The organism is Mycobacterium sp. E3339, from assembly GCF_001666915.1.
Lineage (GTDB): Bacteria > Actinomycetota > Actinomycetes > Mycobacteriales > Mycobacteriaceae > Mycobacterium.
The window spans coordinates 1-17,782 of the sequence record NZ_LZIZ01000190.1; the positions used below are offsets into that span (position 1 = coordinate 1).

Sequence of the window (17,782 nt, forward strand, 5' to 3'; positions counted from 1 at the left end):
CCCCATGCCCATCGATCCACCCGAGCACTCCCCCTCGGCCCCAACCGAAACAACACCACCCCCGGTCGACTGGACCCAGCCGAGCGCACCACCCCGGCCCCCCATGCCCATCGACCTACCCCGACAACCCGTCGCCACGACACCAGAAGCTCCGCCGGTCGAGCGGCCCAAGCAGCCCCCACCGGAGTCTGACCGACTGCAGCAGCCCCCGCCGGCCGAGCCGAAACCGCCTGCGCCGCAGCCGGAGCCGGAGCCGGAGCCGCGGACACAAGCCCCCGCCCAACATGCGCGACACGCGCGCCGCGCCAACCGCGGCGACGTCGATGGGCGGGACCTCCCCAACACCGGCCCCAGCCGACACAGCCACCGCGCGAAACCGACCACTCCATCCGCCGCACCAAGCCCACGCGTCAGCCCGTCGGCGGCGAAACCGAATGGCGGCCCGGTACCGCCCGCGTCGAAGCAACGTGAACGCGACCTAGCCCCCGCGCGTCCCGCGGCGCAGCGACCCGCCGAGTCGCCGGCCCACCGGGGTTCGCCGCCGGCGCCCGCGAACGGTGACCGCGGACCCGGCAGCGCCGTCACCCACACCGGTCCCAAGCCTGCCGACACCGCCGAGGCCGACGCGGTACCGCAACGCGGTTGGCGGCGTTGGGTATACGCCTCGACGCGCATCAACGTCGGCTTGTCCCGCGACGAGAAGTACGAGCTGGACTTGCACCGGCGCATTCGCCGCCTTCCGCGCGGCGCGCACGAAATCGCGATCGTCGGCCTCAAGGGCGGAGTCGGCAAGACGGCCGTGACGGTCGCGCTCGGCTCGGTGTTGGCGCAGGTGCGCGGCGACCGGATCCTGGCGTTCGACGCGGACGCGGACTCGGGAAACCTCGCGGATCGAGTGGGACGCCGGCCCGCTTCGTCCGTCGCGGATCTGCTTGCCCGCAAGGACCTTTCACACTACAACGACGTGCGCGCGCACACCGGGGTCAACGCGGTCAACCTCGAAGTGCTCGCCGCGCAGGAGTACAGCTCGGCGCCGCGCCCGTTCAGCGCGGCCGACTGGCAGTACGCGTCCGATGCGGTGTCCAGGTTCTACAACGTCGTGCTGGCCGACTGCGGGGCCGGCTTGACGCGCGGTGTGCTCGCCACGGCATCCGGGGTGGTGATCGTGACCACCCCGTCGATCGACGGTGCGCGGCAAGCGACCGTCGCGATCGACTGGCTGCGCAACAGCGGGCGACAGGAATTGCTGAGCCGTGCATGCGTGGTGATCAACCATGTCGCACCGGGAGAACCCAACGTCGCCATCACCGGCCTGGTACGGCAATTCAGCCAGCATGTGCGGCCGCAGCGCATAGTGGTGCTGCCCTGGGACAAGCACGTCGGGGCCGGAAAAGAGATCGAAATCGGCCAACTCGACCCGGTCTACAAGCGTAGGATTACCGAGCTTGCCGCAGCACTGTCCGACGATTTCGACAGGGGTGAACGTCGTTGAGCGCGCCCACCGCCACTGCCGGCGCGGCCGCGACCGCGGGGACCGCCGGCACCACGCCCGCCAAGCCCGCGACCACCCGGGTGACCATCCTGACCGGCCGGCGACTGACCGATGTGGTGCTGCCGTCGTCGGTCCCGATCGACACGTACATCGACGACACCGTCGCCGTCCTGGCCGAACTGCTCGAAGACACTCCAGCCGACGTGCTCGCCGGCTTTGACTTCTCTGCCCAGGGCGCTTGGACTTTCGCGCGGCCCGGGGCCCCGCCGCTGAAGCCGGACAAGTCCCTCGACGACGCCGTGGTGGTCGACGGCTCGTTGCTGACACTGGTGTCGGTCAGTCGCACCGAGCGGTACCGACCGCTGGTCGAGGACGTCATCGACGCGATTGCGGTGCTCGACGAATCCCCCGAGTTCGACCGGACGGCGCTCAATCGCTTTATCGGCGTGGCGATTCCGATCGCGGCCACGGCCGTCTCCGCGATAACGGTGCAGGCGTGGTGGAACACCGGGCGGCACCTGTGGTGGCCGCTCGCGCTGGGCATCGCCGGGCTGCTGGTGCTCCTGGGCAGTTGGGCAGCCAAGAGGTTCTACCAGAACGTGAGTCTCTCGGAGAGCTTGTTGACGACGGCGGCGCCGTTGCTCACCGTCGCTGCGGCGCTTGCCGTTCCGCCCCCGCACGGAGCCGCTCCGCTGGGGGCGCCGCAGCTCGCCGCCGCGGCCGCGGCCGTATTGTTCTTGGCGCTGCTGACCCGGGGCGGCCCCCGGCGGCGTTCGGAGCTCGCATCGTTCGTCGTCATCACCGCGATCGCGGTCACCGCGGCGGCCCTTGCGTTCGGATACGGTTGGCAGCATTGGGTACCGGCCGGTGCCATCGTGTTCGGGCTCTTCACCGTCACCAATGCGGCGAAGCTGACCGTCGCCGTGGCCCGGATCGCGCTGCCACCCATCCCCGCCCCGGGAGAGGCCGTCGACCATGACGAATTACTCGACGCCGTTGCGGGCCAAGAGGGTGGCGACGACAAGGAGGCCCGCACCTGGCAGGCCATCATCGCGTCGGTGCCCGACTCCGCCGCGCGCCTCACCGAACGCAGCGAACTCGCCAAGCGACTGCTGGTCGGGTTCGTCACGGCCGGCACCCTGGTGCTCGCGGTCGGTGTCATCGCGATCGTGGTGCGCGGGCACTTCTTCGTGCACAGCCTCATCGTCGCCGGGTTGGTCACCGTCACATGCGGATTCAGGTCACGCCTCTACGCCGACCGGTGGTGCGCGTGGGCGCTGCTGGCGGCGGCCGTCGCCATCCCGATCGGGGTGACCGCCAGACTGTGTATCTGGTATCCGCACAGCGCATGGCTGCTGCTGACCATCCTGGTCAGCCTGGGCCTCGTGGCGCTGGCGATCGTCGGGGCGACGCTGTCAGTACGGCGCGTTTCGCCGGTCATGAAGCGCGTCCTGGAATTGCTCGACGGCCTCCTGGTGGCGGCCATCCTGCCAATGCTGTTGTGGATCACCGGGGTCTACGACATCGTTCGCAACATCCAATTCTGACGGTCACGACGGCCGCGAAAATTGCCGCGGTCCCGGGGCCGCGGGCCTGGTTAGGATATTTCCGACGGCAAACGCGCAGAGGAGACCGGCTGATGATCGAACCATTGGTCGTCGAGCCGTCCCGCCTGGAGACGGCCGGAAACACCTTGCGGGATCTGCCGTTTCCCTCACCGCCGGCGCCGATTGTCGCGCCCGGAGCGGATTCCGTGTCGGCGGCCGTGAACGCGACCCTGCCGATCATCGAATCACCGGTGGTCGACGGGTTGCCCGCCGTCAAAGCCGCGCTCACCAGAACCGGATCCAGCATCGCCGCCGCGGCGGGAATGTATACCGACACCGACCAGAGACTGGGCGACCGGCTGACCCAAGTCCAGTTCCTCGCGGCCACCAAGGAGTCTTCCGCGGGCACGTCGGGCGACAAACCCGACGGCGCCCCGGTGGATGACGAGAAACCCGCGCCGAAACCGACTCCGAAACCCCCGACACCCCAGCCCGACCAAATGGCCGGCGCCGGTGGGATGCTCGGGTCTGTCATGCAAGGCATGCAGGGGGCGATGGGAAGCATGCAGGGCATGCAGGGTGCCGGCGCCACACCGGCGCAGCTCGCGGACAGCAACAAGCCCGACGACGAGGCGCGCGACAAGAAGTCCGACGACGAAGTGGAATCCGAAGCGTCCGCCGAAGGTGCGGCGCCGGGCAGCGAGACGTCGGTGGGCATCCCCACCCGGCCGCCGGCCGCGGCGCGATCGGAAGCGGCCCCGGCGGAGATCAACCTCTAGGGCGAGTCGCGCCTCAATGCGGCTGAGCTAGCCGTCCCATTTCGGCGACGATGGATCGGCGAAGCTCGTCGGGCGGAAGGTCGTGCAGTCCCGTGGCGGAGCGCAGGAACGGTTCGAACATCTGCCAGCCGAGCAACAATGCGCTGGCGTTCGCCGCTGCCAGCCGCGCCGCTTCCTCGCTGGGGTGCTGGGGCCGGATCTCGTCGAGCAGCCTGGCGGCGGCGGGGAAGCTGGACTGCAGCTGACCCGCCGGATACCCGTCCAAAAGCGCCCGCGCGATCACCCGCAACTGGCGGCCGCCGGCCGCCTGGATCTCGTCCGGGGTCCCGCCACGGTCCATCACCGCGGAGAGCTGGCCCGCCAGATGATCGAGTACCGAGGCGACCAACTTCTCTTTGGTACCGAAATGCCGGAAGACCAGACCGTGGTTGACCCGCGCGCGGGCGGCGATATCGCGGATGGAGGCGGCAGCCGGTCCCCGCTCGGCGAATAACTCGCTCGCGCTCTCGAGGATCGCGGCGACCACCTCGTCGCGGCCCGTCGGAGAAATTTCCTGCTCCGGGGGGCTTGCACCGTCTGTAGTCATCTGTCTACACTACCTAATAACGCACTGTAGTCGGTTGACTACAGCCAAAGAGGGAGGAAGGCCGGGGCTGGACACCCCGACTGGCGTGCCGAGTGGCCCGGCCATCACGGCAATGCCCATTGACTCGACGGGGGCGGGCGCATTGAGGGGGGCGCCCGCCCTGTCGCCTAAGCCGGGACGGAATTCGGCGGGCCTTCTCCGATCCCGGCCGAGGGGTGCCGGGAAGGGTTGCAAGAGCTCGTTTTTCGGTGCGCGAGGGTTCGGTCGCCCGATTCACCGCGCGTCGGACAGTGCTGCGGTCAACAACCCGGAGAGGTGCTTCCAGTACAGCCAGTCGGCGACGGCCGAGCGCTGGGCGGCGGGATCGACCGCGGTGTGCGCCTCGTTGAGAACGACGTCTTGGGTGTGCTCGACGTAGCGTTGGAACGCCCGCAGGTGCGCGGCTTGGCGGCCAGGGGAACTGCTGGCCAGCGGCTTCATCACGTCAAACCACAGCATGGGGCGTTGATCGGTTGGGGGAGCGGCTCCCTCGGGTGCTGCCTGCTCGTCGGGCGGGGCCTGCTGGCCGGCCGCCGGCGCCGGCGGCAACATGCCGACCAGCCGGACGTCGGTGGTGGCGGCGAGCCGGTCCGCCGCCTCGGGATCGACCACCTCCAGACGGGATCGGCCGACCATGTCGCCGCTGTCCGGAATGTCGTCGGGCTTCAGCACGACCTTGGCCGCGCCGGGATCGGAGTTGGCCAGCTGCTGCTCGGTTGCGATGACCGCCCGCAGCTTCTTGTCGTGATGGTCGGCCCAGCCCTGCACGGCCAGCACCGGGTACGTCACCCAGCGCGCCCGGTCGGCAGCGGGAATCGCGTCGTCGGCGCTGGCCAGCTGCACGGGCTCGGGTAATTGGATCCCGTCGGGGATGTAGGCGATCCCGTAGCTGTTCGCCACCACGATCGAGCCGTCGGTGGTCACCGCGGTCACCCAGAAAAATCCGAGGTCGCTCCCGCCGCGCGTGCCCGGTGCGTTCAACGCTGCCGCGATGCGCCGCGCGAGCCGCAGGGGATCGGAGCCGCCGTCCCGGCGGGCGGCGTCGGCGGTGGCGGCGTCGGCGATGGCGTCGCGTTCGGCGCGTGCTTTGGAAACCGGGATGATCGGTGTCACCACAACCGCGTCCGCGGCGTCGGCATGGTCGATCGAGGACGTCGGGTCTCCGGCGTGTGCGGACGGCCGCGCTCCCGCCCGGCCGCCGGCCGCGGCCGGTTTGGTCGGGGCCGTACCGCCCGTCGACTTCGGGCCGGCGGCAGCGCTGTAAGCCCCGGCCCGGCCGCCGCGCGATCCGCCGCCCGATGCCCCCATGGGTCCGGCCGGCATGCCCGTCGCGCCGGCGGGCGCGGCGGCGGTGGACTCTTCGGTGCGGGGCGCCGCCGACGGCGACATCAGCGACGCCGGTGTCATGCCCTTGCCGCGTCCACCCGCCGCGCCGAGCGGCTCGGCCGACGCCGCGGGGCTGAGCGGCGCGGCGGGACCCGAGGGGGCGCCCGGGCCGCCGCCCGGGATGCCGCCTGGCCCGCCCGGGGTGACGGGGGCGGGCGGGCGGGGAGCGGCGGTGGGCGGCGTGGGCGGTTGGCCGGTAAGGGGAGGCATTCCGGTCGGCGGTGGCGCGCCGCCACCGGGTGATCCGGGTGGCGAAAGCGGGGGAGCGCTCGGGGGCGGTGCGACCGGCGCGGGTTGCGCGGGATCGGGCTGCGGGCGTTCCTCTTCCTCGGGCGGTGCGGGCTTGTCCGGGAGTGCGACCGGGGGAGGTTGTTTCTGGTCGAGGAGATCCTGCAGGGCGTTGTGCGGCGGCTTCCAGGCCTTACTCGCCAAGATGCGCTCGGCGGTGCCGGTGACCACTCCGAGATTCGCCCCGTACGCGGTGCCCACCACCGCATTGATCGCGGCGGTCCGCTCGGCGGCCTCCAGAGCCGAATCGTTTTCGAGCGCATCGATTTCCGCCTGCGCGGCCTCGACGATGTCGCTCACGTCCCACTTGGCCTGGGTGATGGAATCGGCGACATACCTGTGCCAGGTGATCACCGTCGCCAGGCCGTTCTGCAACTTCGTCAGCTCATCGATGTTGGCGCCGAGTTCGGTCTTGGCGGCGGCTGCGGCGCCCCCCGACCAGAACCCCCCGTCGAAGAGGTCGCTCTGTTCGTGCTGGCAGGTCTCCAACACCTCGGTGACCCGCCTCAGCACATCGGTGTACTGCTGCGCGCGGTCGTAGTAGTTGTCCTCGTCCAGCTCGGGCCACGCGTCCGGGGCGAGCATCTGCCCGGCGTATTCGGTCATCGGCTTCGCGACGCCCATCGCCTACTCCTGTCCCGGCGGCGCAAACCAACACCGCGGCCGCTGCGGGGTAGTGGACATCATGATTAGTAAGCGTAATCGAGGTTCAGCCAAGCCAACTGCGGCAAATTGCACGGCCACCGGCGCCGGCGGAGAACGTCAAATCCCGGCGCGCACCGGGTTTCGCTCAGGTCAAGCCCAGGGTCTCTTTGAGTGAACCGGCGATTCCGGCGACCAACTCGATGAGCCGCTCGTGCTCGGCGTCGATCTCTTCGGTCGCGGCGGCTTGCGCGTGGCCGATCGCCTCGTTGATGCGCTCCATGACCGTCTCCGCGCCCAGCCGCAACAGGCCGTCCTCGATATGCAGACCGGTCAGGCACAGCCGCGCATTAAGTGTCACCTCGACGGTCTCGGATTCGTCGGTGGCGCTGAATGTTTCGGTGTCCCTGCGATGCTGCTGATCTTCCAGCGCGGACTGGAACAGCCGCGCCTGCCGCATGGCCTCGGCCACCTGGGGATGCATCTCGACGGTCATTGGGGTCCTCACTTGTCGGGTGTGCTCTTGCGCGGGCGGTTCCCGATGACGCCCTCAGTCCATGCGCGCTCCTCGGTATAGAGCGATTCGTCTTCCGATTGCACGCGTTTGCCTTTGCCCTGATTTTGGTTCTGGCCGGGGCCGCCCATCGGCGCCATACCGCCACCCATGCCGCCGCCTGCCGCGCCCGCCACGGCGGGCATCGCGCGACCCGGTCCCCCGCCCCCGGGTCCCGCGCCCGCCGGCCGCGACGCCGCTTCGGCATCCACCGCGGGCTGCAAGGGCATCGATGGCACGCCGGCCCCGCCGCCACCACCCAACGACGCGGGCTTGAGTCCCGCCCCACCGGGCGCGCCGGCCCCCTTGCCCTTCAGCGCGTCCTGCATCGCGGCGTCCATGGCCGCCTGATCCGGCGGCGCTCCAGCCCCACCCATCCCCGGCGGCATCATCGGCGTCATGGGCGTCGGCGTCGGGGGAATGCCAGTTCCCCCACCGTCGAGGATGGGGTCGACGATGGTGTCGTCCCCGGGAGCGTTGGGGTCGGGCGGCGGGGGGATGTACTGGGCCCTAGGCGGCGTTTTCGGACTCACCGGCGCCATCGGCAATCCCGCGTTCGAAACGTAGAGCGCGAGTGACCGCTCGGATTTCGCCTGCAGGCTTTCGTACCAGCTGATCGCCATGTACAAGTAGTGGCCGCCGTCTTCGGTGTATCTCCGGTACCACCAGTCGTTCAGCTCGACCTCGTAATTCGTGGGGTGCTCGGCCTCGACCGCCCACGTCCCGTCCGGATTACGCGAGGCGGAATCCCCGTAGGCCACTCGCGCTTTCTTGTGCGCGTCGACGACCCTGTTGGCCTGGCTGCCGAGCGTCACGCACATCTGTGCAATCGAGAGGATCCACTCGCGTTGGGTGTCGAAGTTGTCTTCGACGAGACTGCGCGCCTCACCCTCCCAGGAAACGAAGGGCCGGAACCGATAGGCCGTCTTCTGGAATTCGCGTTGAAACGCGTCCCATTCCTTCGCGAACGCCCGGAAGCCCGCGCCCTGATCGCCGGCCTCGATGTCCTTGGCCGCTTGCCTGACCTCGTAGTACGGGTATTCGAACGTCGGCGGCGGTTTCAGCGGCGGCAGCGGATCGCGGGCCCAGCTCTCGTCTTGCAGTGCCGACAGTTCACCATCGGCTCCCGCGGCCGCCCCCGAAGCCGACGAAGACCCATTTGTGCCGATGGCATCGATCGACGCCGCCGCCCCCTCGTCGACCTCTTCGTAGGCCTTGGCCGCGTTCCGTAGCGACTTGGCCAACGCTTTCCATTCGCGCTCACAGGTTTTCAGGTAGAGCCGCATCGCATCGGCCGACAGCGCGAGTTGGGTGGCGGCGTCGTTGACGAACGAAAGGGCGCACGGCGGCGGCGGATTGGTGGCGGGGACGGGCGGCAGCGGGGCCTCGATTTCGTCCGCCCGCTGCAAGAGCTCCTCGTACTCGACCTTCAGCATCTGGGTCACGTCGGCTCATTCTCCTTTTGCGCAAGCCGTCGGGGATTCCCGATGACCGCGGCCCGGCCCGGTCGCCCGGCGGTGGCCGATGCTGACCGCACCACCGGCGCGTGACACAGACGCGGCACCACCGAAGACAGGATGCGGTGCGACCACCATCACCCCTTTCGTAGTGCCGGATCCCGCGGGCGGTGCAGGGTGCACATACCGCTCACGATGGTTAATCCTAAGTCACCAAACAGTGCCCACGCGCAGCAATTTGCGCCCTGGCTTTCGGCTCTTTTCGGGCCGAATTCGGCCGGTCCGCAGGGGGTGGCCCGGCGAGATCCGGCCGCCTCGGTGTCCCGGGACGACGTGGGTTGCCGACCGCGTTTCGGCGGCTTGGGGCGCACTCCCGGCCGCCCGGAAAGGTGGTCGTTCTGCGTTACGCTCACCGCAGCCATGAGACTGGACATCCACCTGCAAACCCATTCGGAGACGAGCGTGCACGGCGAGCACCGGTACGTCGGCGCTCCGAAAAGCGAGATCATGCTCAGGTGCACACAATCGTTGGTCACCTCGATCAATGAAGCGTCGGGCGACATCCTGCTGCGCGTTTTCGACGATCACTCGTCGCCCGCCGCCATCGCGCCGCTGCACCGAATCCTCGACGGCTGCCGGCATCCGGTCGAATTCGTCGCGCTGACGGATCGCGGCTACAACGCGTCGTGCGTGGCGTCGTTCTCCAGGGCCCGTGACGACGCCCGCGACCTCGTTTACTTCGTCGAGGACGACTACCTGCACGCGCCGTCGGCCATACCGGAGATGCTGGAGGCCCATGCGTTCTTCAAAGACAAACGCGGCGGCGCTGAAGTGGCCCTTCACCCATTCGATGATCCCGATAATTACCTCAGCCCGATATACAGCCGGCATGATTGCCGAATCCTGTACGGCCCCCGCCGGCATTGGCGAACAAACACGCACACGACGAATACCTGCTGGGTGGAAACCGCCACATTGAGGCGGAACTGGGAGCTTTTCGACCGGCTCGCGCGCTATTCGAGCACGCCCTACGGCCTCGAACATCACATCTTCGAGGAATCCACCATCAACAAGATCTGGCGCGAGCAGGTTTCGCTGTTCACCCCGCTACCGTCGCTGGCCCTGCACCTTCAATACGCGGCGCAGCAGGACCCCTTCCTGGACTGGCAACGGTGGTGGGAGGCGGCGGCGTACTGAACGCGCCGGGTCAGGGCTTTCGGTCCTCGAACAGCGCGCAGTAACTTCGCTGTCCGGCCGCCTTGAACTGTCGGTAGAGCTTGAACCTGATCTCGCCGTCGGCCAGCCGCGTCAAAAACTGCTCGAGGCCGTCGAAGAGGTCGTCGTACTGCTCTTCGAGCAGCGCAAGGCGCGAGCTGGGACCTTCCGCCCGGTTGGTGTGCATGATGCGCAGCGCCAAAACGGAAAGCCGGTCGACGATCGTGCCGGGCGTTTCGGTGTGCAGCGGTGCGGTGTCGCCGGCATCGAGGCGCTCGAGCAGGCTCACGTCGATGTGCTCGACCGCCGCGTTGCGCCGGGCGTTGAGGTCGTCGATGCAACGCTTCCTGTGGGCTATCTCGCGGTCACTGACACCGGCCCGGCGAACGGCGTCTTCGTGATGCCACAGGGCGAAGTTCAGCGCGTGCACGTGTAGTGTCTTTGCCGAGATTCCTTGCCCCTCAACGGAAATCGCCGGCTCGGCGCAGTGCCACGCCAGCGCCCTGTCATAGAATTGACGCGCGGTCGACAGCAGCCCCGAAGTGGTCGGGTCACCGCCGATGCTCCCGCGCAGCCCACCGCAGAATTCGGAGTAGCTGGTGGCCAGGTGCTCGAAGTAGTCGCGGGGGTCGAGGCCCGGTCGCGGGGCGAAGACGATGTCGACTGCCCCGTTTGGTTGCCCGGAATCGGTTGGCAGCTCGCACTCGTTGACCTCCACCGATACCCGGGGGATGGGCCCTGCGGTCGAATTCGCCCGCACCGCAAGCTGTCTCAACTTGGCCAAGACCTCGCGGTGGCCGCGGTCGCCGGCCGCCGCGACGCGGACATACCGCGGCTGCAGGCCGGAGTCGCCGGCGGGGGGATGCCCCTCGCAACCGCGAAGGGTACGGCCGCCGAGCGCGCCAACGCGCTGCTGGAGCAGTCGAATACCCGGCTCGAGCTGGGCGTGACAGCGCAGGCCCTGCATGCTCGCCGTCATGAGCGGCTCGCCATCTCGCGGACGGCAACATCTTCGAGAGCGCTGAGGGCCGTGTCGACGGTGATGTCCGTCATGGCCGCCGTGTGAACGTGCCGGTGTGGCGCGAACCGGAAGCCCCATCTGTCTGGGTGGGTGGGACCGTAGAGGCCCACGCCCGGAACGCGTGCCAGGTCGGCGGCATGCAGCATGCACGAGTCGATTCCCAGGAACAGGTCGGCTTCGGCGACCATGCCCATCGCGAGGTCCAGCGGCAAGCCGAGGTGCGGGATGACCCGGTCGCGTTCGCGGCCGACGTTGAGCTCTTCGGGTCCCATCCCGACGACCCACACCACAAACTCACGGTGACGCACCAGGAACCGGTCCAACAGATCGATGAAACGGGTGACCGGCCACCGCTTGTTGAGCGACTTGGTGTCGGCGTGCACGGCCAGGACCTTGGTCCCGGCGGGCAGCGCGGCGCGAAGCGCCCGGATCTCCGTTTGCACGGACGCGGGGATGGGCACCAGCCCGGCATAGCTTTCGATCCGCGCGTCGGGATTGAACAGCCGCGCCAATTTGAACGTCACGTCGGCCGCGTGCGGCAGGTCCCTGGGCACCACGATGTCGTAGGCGTCGCTGGTCGGAAAGCCGATGCTGGTCGTGGGCGCCAGTCGCTGCCGAAGCGGACGGACGAAAACGTTCGACGGCACGTCCCACGGCACGGCGTCGATGAACAGGTCGACGTCGCCGATCTCCGTGACCAGGGCGTCGTAATCCAGGACCCGGTTCGACGGCGGTCCCAGCGGCGGCCCGAAGGGAGGCGACCCGGTGATGTCGACGAGCCGCGCACCCAGCTCCCGGAAACACAGGTCGTAGCTCACCTTGGGGCACACCAGTGTCATTGGCGCACTGAACAATTCGGCCAGCGCCCGCAGCGTCGGCAAAACCAGGACGGAGTCCCCGATAAGGGTGGAGAAATAGACCGTGGGCCTACGCGCCTGCAGCAGATGCGTTAGCAGGCCACGCTCAACCGTTACCGAGTGACCGCCCTGCAGCACCGTGAGTTCGCTCAACCCGACCATCCTTTGCCGAGCTTAAACCCGCGTCGGGCATGGTGAGTGCACGAATTCGTGAAGAAAGCCGCGTCCCTACTGCCCGCGTTCGGCGAGCTCGTCCATCGCCGCCAGCACCTCGTCGACGGTGATGTCGGCCATCGTGGTCCTATCGACGTGCCGGTGGGGCCCGAACCGGAACCCCCACGTGTCGGGCCGCGTCGGGCCGAAGAGGCCCACTCCCGGAACGCGCGCCAGATCGGCGGCATGCAGCATGCAGGAATCGATCCCGACGAAGAGGTCCGCCGCGGCGACCATGCCCATGGCCAGGTCGAGCGGCAGGCCGAGGTGGGCGAAGATCCGGTCGCGCTCGCGCCCGACGTTGAGCTCCTCGTGCCCCATGCCGACGATCCATGCCACGAAGTCGTGGTGGCGCGACAGGAACCGATCCAACAGGTCGATGAATCTGGTGGCGGGCCAGCGCTTGTCCGGCCAGTTGGTGTCGGCGTGCACGACCAGCACCTTGGCGCCCGGGGGCAGGGTGGCGCGCATCGACCGCGCCTCCTCCTGGACGGGCGGTGGTATGGGCACCGGCTGGGCGTAGGACTCGATGCGCAGCGAGGGATCGAACAGCCGGGCCAACTTGAACATCAGGTCGGCCGCGTGGCATTCCTCTTTGCCGATCACGACGTCGTAGCCGTAGTCGGCGACGAAGCCGATGCTCTTCTTGGGCGTTATCCGCTGCACCAGCGGACCAATGATGGTGTTCGACAGCGCACTCCACGTCAGCGTGTCGATGAATACGTCGACGTCACCGATCTGTCCGGCCAGGGCGTCGAAATCGAACGGACGCCGCGACGGCGAAGGCGGGCCGGCGGATGCCGTGAACGGCAGTCCCGCGGTGTCGACGTGTCGGGAGCTGACCTCCCGAAAGCACAAGTCGAAGGCGACCTTGGGACAGATCATCGTGATGGGGGCGGTGAACATACCGGCCAGCGCGCGCACGGCCGGCAACGTCAGCACCGAGTCCCCGATGTTCGAGACGAAACACAGCGCGGGCCTTGCCGCGTGCAACAGATCCGTCAGCGGCTCCGGCTCTGCGCGCACCGAATCGCGTCCTGGAGAACCGACATCTCGCTCGAAATCGCCCATGCTCCCGGCAGAGTCTAGACGCCGGGAGGGGCGTTGTCCCCCAATCCGAGTGGGCTGCGGCTCAGATCAAGCCGACCGTGTTCTGCAGCGAACCGGCGAGCTCGGTGAGGGTGGCGAAGAGCTGCGCCTGCTGCGCCCGCAACGCCGCCGAGGCGCCGGCCTGCGCGTTGTGCAGCGCCTCGTTGATGCGTTGCTGCACGGTGTGGGAGCCGAGGCGCAGCAGGCCGTCCTCGATATCCAAGCCGACGATGCACCGCTGCCCGTTGATGGTCACCTCGACCGTCTCGGTTTCGTCTGTGGCCGTGAAGGATTCGGTGTGCGTCCGGCGCATCTGGGACTCGAGGGCCGAACTGAATTGGTGCAACTGCTCGAGCGCCTGCGCCACCTGCGGGTGCGCGTCGGGGCTCATGCGAAGAGTGCTCATGAGGAAGGTCCTTAACCTCGGCTGAGTCTTGCGCGTGGGCCGACCGCGCTTGGTCCACGACCGGCTCGAGTCTAAGGCGCCCAGGCCGATCGCGCGCGTCGAGCGGAGTCGCCCCGGCGGGGCTCAGGACGCCGTTCTGCCGGCTCCGGGCAGGGTCTGTTCGTAGCGGCTTTCCTCCGGCGCGCTGACGGGCCGGATCGGCAGTTGCCGGTGTCTGGGGGTGCTGAGGACGTTGTGCCGCAACGTCACCCGCTCGACCCCGGCGTGCCGGCCGAGGTAGCTCGTCGCGTGCGGCCACGCCACCTTGGCCTCCGGCCCGAGCTGCGCTCCGACCAGCTCGGCGAATTCCCGGAAGTGCGGGCCCAAGGTGACGGTGCCACCGGCGGCCACGGCCCGCAGGACGAACTGGGTGAACACCCGGGCGTCGCCCAGGTTGACGCTCGTGTCGACGTCGTCGAACGGTAGATAGACCGGGTAGTGGCTCGCCGTCTCACCGACCAGCACGCCCGCCGACCCGATGGGCAGCTGACAGTGCCGATCGGAGACCAGGGTCTGACCCTGCAACGCGGCCCGCTGGCCACCGGACACCCGCTGGAACCCGCGGCGCTTTCCCGGCTTGTCTTTTGTGGTGAGCAAAACGGTGGATTGGGGCGTCGTCCCCGCCCCGACGCGGACCCTGACGATGGTGTGATCGGCCGGCGCCGCCCACCACACGTCCGGGCCGCCGGGCGCGGTGTATGCGGTGGTGAAGCTGTTGCGCCCCTTGATCGTCGACCATCTCTCCCGTTCGAAGCCGATGTCCGTGGCGCGGTCGTAGTCGTCGAAGCTGCGCCCGCACACCGCGTCGACCCCGTGCCTGGCCAGTTCGTCGGCGATCCTGGTCGTCGACGCCACCAGGTAACGGACCAGGCCCGCCACCCCGGCGTCGCGCCGCCCGGCCGACTTGCGGGCGCGCCGCGGATCGGCGCGGATGATGATCCACGTCCGGCGATGCGCCGGCGCCGGGTCCGAGCCGACCAGCTGCTCGTACATGCCCACCACGTCCGCCGCGGCCGTCTTGGCGACGCGATAGCCCGCCGAGACGACGTCGGCCTCCAGGTCGGGACAGTGCACGCACAGCAGCTGCTCGAGCAACCGGGTGTCCACCACATCGTCGGTGTTCGCCTTCCCGTCGACGATGACGGTTGGGGTGAACGGACGCGGGACGAGCTCGATGACGGCGACCAGGACCTTGCCCTTCCACCGCACGGCGACGTGGTCACCCGGCTGCACGGTGGCTCCCACGACGGGCTCCGACGGCGTATCCAGCGGCCGCCGGCGGCGCACCAGCCAGGCGAAGAACGCGGCCACCCAGCCGAGTAACCGTCGACCACGGAAGGTGACCAGCGCCAGCAGCACCGCGACGCCCACGATGGTGGGGCCCGCCCACGGGTAGCGCGTCTTCAGGAACAGCAGGATGCACGGCGGGGCCAGCACCCCCAAGAACAGCGCGTACACGGTGCTGAACCGGAGCCCCAGTGATCGCATCGTCGTCACCGCCGCCGCAGCGCTCGGCCGGCCAGCGCGGCCAATCCCAGCGCCAGGGTCAGCCCGATGATTCCCAGCGCCACGGCCGTGATGGGCCCGTGATCGGGCGGCGGCACCGGCACCGGGGGCGCGATCCGCTGCACCGACGGGGCGTTCCCGGGTCCCGCCGGGAGGTCCCACGTCAGCGCCGCGACGGCATCGACGACGCCCGCGCCCACCGCGTCGTCGACGCCGCCGCCGGGGTGTCGCGCGGTGGCCGTGATCCGATTGATGATCTGAGCCGGAGGCAGGTCGGGAAACTTCTGCCGGAGCAGGGCCGCCACGCCGGAGACGTACGCCGCGGCGAACGAGGTTCCGGCGATGGGGACGGGACCGTCCTTGCCTGGCAACGCATCCACCGGCTCGCCGTTGCCGCCGAGCGCGACGATGTCCTCCGCGGGTGCCGCCGCGCCCACCCAGGGTCCATTCATCGAGAACGGGCTCGGCGCCCCGTTCTGGCCGACGCCGCCGACGGCCAGCACCAGCGGCGCGTACCACGCCGGCGTGACGATGGTCTGCACCTGCTCCCAGCCGCGGGGGTCGTTCGGCCGGGACGCGTCGGGCGGGGGGTTCTGCGAGCAATCGCCGCCGGTGTTGCCGGCCGCGACGATGACGACGGCGCCCTTGACATTGACCGCGTAGTTGAGCGCGGCGCCCAGGGATGACTCGTCCACCGGTTTGCGCACCTTGAAGCAGGCCGCCTCGCTGATGTTGATCACGCCGGCACCCATGTTGGCCGCGTGCACCACGGCGCGGGCGAGGCTGCGGACGGACCCGGCCGCCGGTGAGGCGTTCGGGTCGTTCTGGTTGTTCTGGTTGTCCTTGGCCTCGAAGGCCTCCGACGTCTGGCGCACCGAGATCAGCCGCGCGTCGGGCGCGACACCGACGAACCCGTCGGTGAGCGAGGGCCGGCCGGCGATGATGGACGCGGTGAGCGTGCCGTGGGCGTCGCAGTCGGAGAGGCCGTTGCCGTCGGGGACGACGAAATCGCCGCCCGGCTCCGCCGGGACCCGGGGTGAGGCGTCCACGCCGGTGTCGATCACCGCCACCGTCACCCCGGCGCCGGTCGCGAATCGCTGCGCCTGCCCGACGCCCAGGTAGGCGTTGGCCCACGGGGCATCGTGAAAGTTGGTGCCCGGCAACGTCAATGGCGCACGGCAGACGCGGCGCTGTTCCAGGGGCTGGTCGGGTCCGGTCGTGTCCGGCGGCACCGCGGCCGGGTCTATCGACGGTGGGGCGACCGCGGCGGCGGGCGGCGCGGTGAGCAATACGAACATGAGCGCCACCGTGATCGGGAAGATACGGTGCACCTCCGGACACTCCAATCGCTTCGCCACGGCGGCCGCACTGGCTCGCCGCGGGCCTGCGAGCATCCTAAGCTTTCCGGGCCGCGTCCCGAACGCTTTTTAGGAGGCGATCACCAGACTATGGCGGCCATATCGCGGTTGTCCGAACACACGCTGCGCACCGCGGCCTCGATGTCGGGGGCGGTGATGATCTGCAGATCCTCGACCGTCACCGGCTGGCCCGCGCGCTTCTGCCCGACCACGCGGGTATCCCGGAAACCCTCCGCACGCTCAATGACGTTGCGGGCGAACCGGCCGTTCTGCATGGCATCGATGCCGTTGCGCCCGCCCGGAGTCGTGTAGTTACGGATCGTGGTGGCCGCGTCCAGGAACGTGGCCCGCGCCGCGTCGTCGAGCTTGCTGGCGCGGGGCGCGGCGTAGCGGTGCCCGATCTCGACGATCTCCGCGGGCGAATACGATTCGAACCGCAGCTTGCGGTTGAACCGCCCGGCCAAACCCGGGTTCACGGTGAGGAATTCGTCCACCTGGTCCTCGTAACCCGCGCCGATGAAACAGAAGTCGAAGCGGTGCGCTTCCAGCGCCACCAGCAACTGGTTGACGGCCTCCATGCCGATCATGTCGGGTGTCCCGTCCTGGTGCCGCTCGATCAGCGAGTAGAACTCGTCCATGAAAATGATTCGGCCCAGCGACTTTTCGATCAACTCGTTGGTCTTGGGGCCCGACTCACCGATGTAGTGCCCGCAGAAGTCCGAGCGGCGAACCTCGCGAATTTCGGGGTGGCGCACGATGCCCATTCCGGCGTAGATCTTGCCCAGCGCCTCGGCGGTGGTCGTCTTGCCGGTTCCGGGCGGTCCGACCAGCAACATGTGGTTGGTCTGCCCCTCCACCGGCAGGCCGTGCTCGAGGCGCATCATGCGCACTTCGAGCTGGTCCTCGAGCGCCGACACCGCCTGCTTGACCGCCGCCAGACCGACCTGCTTGGCCAGCAGGGCGCGGCCCTCGGCGAGCAGCTCGGCCCGCCGCTCGGCGGTGGCGTCGTCGTCGAGCTCGTCTCGGCTCTTGGCCGTCGACACGTCCCAGCGGTCGGTGCGGCTGGCGATCGTCTCCTCGTCGGTCACCACCAGGTGCAGGTTCGGGTCGGCCAACGCCTCCTTGGCCGCCTCGGTGAGGACCCCGCTGCTGGTCGCCGATTTGGCGTACGTCCGCGGCATGGTGCACCGTCAGCTGCGCGAGGAGGACAAGGCCCAGGTCTGGTTGTCGAAGGCGACCATCAACGGGGTCCTCACCGAGGCGGCCAAGGAGGCGTTGGCCGACCCGAACCTGCACCTGGTGGTCATCC

Annotated in this window: 15 protein-coding genes and 1 pseudogene; 5 read left to right on the plus strand and 11 right to left on the minus strand. The window is 69.1% G+C overall.

All coding sequences use genetic code 11. The features are described 5' to 3' along the window. The first annotated feature begins 685 nt into the window (after window positions 1–685). The 3 genes from A5702_RS27010 to A5702_RS17550 all read left to right on the plus strand — a co-directional run bounded on the left by A5702_RS27010 (window position 686) and on the right by A5702_RS17550 (window position 3,818). Entirely contained in the window at window positions 686–1,492 is an 807-nt protein-coding gene (locus A5702_RS27010; RefSeq protein ID WP_231965081.1) for a MinD/ParA family protein, read from the plus strand. After that, on the plus strand, window positions 1,489–3,039 hold the full coding sequence (gene eccD, locus A5702_RS17545; RefSeq protein WP_067822310.1) for a type VII secretion integral membrane protein EccD: 1,551 nt from the start codon (window positions 1,489–1,491) through the stop codon (window positions 3,037–3,039). The genes A5702_RS27010 and eccD overlap by 4 nt, the downstream gene beginning before the upstream one ends. A gap of 92 nt (window positions 3,040–3,131) precedes the next feature. Beyond that, complete coding sequence (locus A5702_RS17550) at window positions 3,132–3,818, plus strand: hypothetical protein (protein WP_068222230.1); 687 nt, start codon at window positions 3,132–3,134, stop codon at window positions 3,816–3,818. 13 nt (window positions 3,819–3,831) lie between these two features. On the opposite strand, the gene A5702_RS17555 is transcribed toward A5702_RS17550, so the two are convergent. The 4 genes from A5702_RS17555 to A5702_RS17570 form a co-directional block, all read right to left on the minus strand. Continuing rightward, window positions 3,832–4,404 (minus strand): TetR/AcrR family transcriptional regulator, encoded by a 573-nt coding sequence (locus A5702_RS17555; protein WP_055405555.1) that lies wholly within the window; start codon window positions 4,402–4,404, stop codon window positions 3,832–3,834. Window positions 4,405–4,677: 273 nt separating this feature from the next. Further along, window positions 4,678–6,741: a hypothetical protein gene (locus A5702_RS17560; protein WP_068222233.1), complete on the minus strand. Its 2,064-nt coding sequence runs from the start codon at window positions 6,739–6,741 to the stop codon at window positions 4,678–4,680. A 166-nt stretch (window positions 6,742–6,907) separates the two neighbouring features. Further along, entirely contained in the window at window positions 6,908–7,255 is a 348-nt protein-coding gene (locus A5702_RS17565) for a YbaB/EbfC family nucleoid-associated protein (protein WP_055405264.1), read from the minus strand. An 8-nt stretch (window positions 7,256–7,263) separates the two neighbouring features. Then, window positions 7,264–8,748, minus strand: coding sequence for a hypothetical protein (locus A5702_RS17570; RefSeq protein ID WP_068222247.1), 1,485 nt, complete (start codon window positions 8,746–8,748; stop codon window positions 7,264–7,266). A gap of 198 nt (window positions 8,749–8,946) precedes the next feature. Between A5702_RS17570 and A5702_RS17575 the strand changes: the two genes are divergently transcribed. Then, window positions 8,947–9,966, plus strand: coding sequence for a hypothetical protein (locus A5702_RS17575; RefSeq protein WP_156669663.1), 1,020 nt, complete (start codon window positions 8,947–8,949; stop codon window positions 9,964–9,966). Window positions 9,967–9,976: 10 nt separating this feature from the next. Here the strand turns inward: A5702_RS17575 and A5702_RS25840 are convergent, their stop codons facing one another. From A5702_RS25840 to eccA, 7 genes and pseudogenes are all read right to left on the minus strand, one after another. Continuing rightward, a complete protein-coding gene (locus tag A5702_RS25840) occupies window positions 9,977–10,963 on the minus strand; it encodes a DUF4254 domain-containing protein (protein ID WP_197506603.1) in 987 nt (328 codons plus the stop codon). Further along, complete coding sequence (locus tag A5702_RS17585; RefSeq protein ID WP_197506605.1) at window positions 10,960–12,015, minus strand: glycosyltransferase family 9 protein; 1,056 nt, start codon at window positions 12,013–12,015, stop codon at window positions 10,960–10,962. The genes A5702_RS25840 and A5702_RS17585 overlap by 4 nt, the downstream gene beginning before the upstream one ends. A 75-nt stretch (window positions 12,016–12,090) precedes the next feature. Beyond that, window positions 12,091–13,101, minus strand: a complete 1,011-nt coding sequence (locus tag A5702_RS17590; RefSeq protein ID WP_068222240.1) for a glycosyltransferase family 9 protein — start codon at window positions 13,099–13,101, stop codon at window positions 12,091–12,093. A 106-nt stretch (window positions 13,102–13,207) separates the two neighbouring features. After that, a complete protein-coding gene (locus A5702_RS17595; protein WP_231633744.1) occupies window positions 13,208–13,570 on the minus strand; it encodes a YbaB/EbfC family nucleoid-associated protein in 363 nt (120 codons plus the stop codon). A gap of 123 nt (window positions 13,571–13,693) precedes the next feature. Further along, window positions 13,694–15,097, minus strand: a complete 1,404-nt coding sequence (gene eccE / locus A5702_RS17600) for a type VII secretion protein EccE (RefSeq protein WP_068222251.1) — start codon at window positions 15,095–15,097, stop codon at window positions 13,694–13,696. Between the two features lie 5 nt (window positions 15,098–15,102). Next, the gene (mycP, locus tag A5702_RS17605; protein WP_055405257.1) at window positions 15,103–16,446 is read right to left on the minus strand and encodes a type VII secretion-associated serine protease mycosin; all 1,344 of its coding nucleotides are present in this window, start codon (window positions 16,444–16,446) and stop codon (window positions 15,103–15,105) included. A 107-nt stretch (window positions 16,447–16,553) separates the two neighbouring features. Continuing rightward, window positions 16,554–17,630, minus strand: a pseudogene (gene eccA, locus A5702_RS17610) (type VII secretion AAA-ATPase EccA); the annotation flags it as partial. Here eccA and A5702_RS27015 point away from each other — a divergent pair. Beyond that, on the plus strand, window positions 17,608–17,782 hold a 175-nt coding region (locus A5702_RS27015), incomplete at its 3' end, for a hypothetical protein (RefSeq protein WP_156669664.1). The pseudogene eccA and the gene A5702_RS27015 overlap by 23 nt on opposite strands.

Coding starts and splice junctions, on each gene's coding strand:
- A5702_RS17550 (WP_068222230.1), top strand. CDS start 3,132: ATGATCGAACCATTGGTCGTCGAGCCGTCCCGCCTGGAGACGGCCGGA.
- A5702_RS17555 (WP_055405555.1), bottom strand. CDS start 4,404: ATGACTACAGACGGTGCAAGCCCCCCGGAGCAGGAAATTTCTCCGACG.
- A5702_RS17560 (WP_068222233.1), bottom strand. CDS start 6,741: ATGGGCGTCGCGAAGCCGATGACCGAATACGCCGGGCAGATGCTCGCC.
- A5702_RS17565 (WP_055405264.1), bottom strand. CDS start 7,255: ATGACCGTCGAGATGCATCCCCAGGTGGCCGAGGCCATGCGGCAGGCG.
- A5702_RS17570 (WP_068222247.1), bottom strand. CDS start 8,748: ATGCTGAAGGTCGAGTACGAGGAGCTCTTGCAGCGGGCGGACGAAATC.
- A5702_RS25840 (WP_197506603.1), bottom strand. CDS start 10,963: ATGACGGCGAGCATGCAGGGCCTGCGCTGTCACGCCCAGCTCGAGCCG.
- A5702_RS17595 (WP_231633744.1), bottom strand. CDS start 13,570: ATGAGCACTCTTCGCATGAGCCCCGACGCGCACCCGCAGGTGGCGCAG.
- eccE (WP_068222251.1), bottom strand. CDS start 15,097: ATGCGATCACTGGGGCTCCGGTTCAGCACCGTGTACGCGCTGTTCTTG.